The sequence below is a fragment of the Vibrio sp. 970 genome (assembly GCF_033339075.1).
Window position 1 is genome coordinate 1 of record NZ_JAWOTW010000649.1, and the last position, 561, is coordinate 561.

Consider the following 561-nt stretch of genomic DNA (forward strand, 5'->3'; position numbering starts at 1 on the left):
AACTTCAATGACGATGAGTGTGTGCCTACATTAGGGCGGATTATTTCAGAGCGTTAATTTGGAGTGTATATGTTCAATATGAAATGGATTTTAACCTTGTGTTTAGTGGTGTTCGCACCACTCAGTTTGGCCGCTGATACCAAGGCTGATAAATATGAAGGAATTGAAATTACGGTCAATATCAATACTGCTTCTGCAGAAGAGATAGCAACGATGCTGAAAGGTATTGGCGAAAAGAAAGCGCAAAGCATAGTTGACTACCGTACCGAGCACGGCCCATTTAAAACAGCAGCTGATTTAACCAATGTAAAAGGAATTGGTGAAGCAACAATCAAGAAAAACGAAGACCGCATTCTTCTATAAACGCGGGCTTCGACCATTGTATTCTTACTGAGTTTTCGTTTCCGGTTACTGCTTTCCCGAACCAAACCCTCTTTCGTGGTTCGGGATTTTTTATCCAAATATACGGCGATGGAATCCTTTCTCTACTAATGCCATACCTAAGCCTCCCATTGCACCCAACAGGTGTGCATCAACAGCACCACGAGCGCCTATCATTGC

Annotated in this window: 1 protein-coding gene and 1 pseudogene; one reads left to right on the forward strand and one right to left on the reverse strand. The window is 42.8% G+C overall.

Annotated features, from left to right (window positions below; translation table 11 throughout):
- Positions 1–78 precede the first annotated feature (78 nt).
- Positions 79–363 carry a ComEA family DNA-binding protein gene (locus R7Q11_RS28400; protein WP_021449594.1) on the forward strand — a complete coding sequence of 95 codons (285 nt, stop codon included), beginning with the start codon at positions 79–81 and terminating at the stop codon, positions 361–363.
- 90 nt (positions 364–453) lie between these two features.
- On the opposite strand, the pseudogene R7Q11_RS28405 reads toward R7Q11_RS28400, so the two are convergent.
- Positions 454–561 (reverse strand): annotated as a pseudogene (locus tag R7Q11_RS28405) (rhombosortase); the annotation flags it as partial.

Excerpts from the sequence above, each read along its gene's own strand:
- R7Q11_RS28400 (WP_021449594.1), top strand. The coding sequence starts at position 79 with ATGAAATGGATTTTAACCTTGTGTTTAGTGGTGTTCGCACCACTCAGT.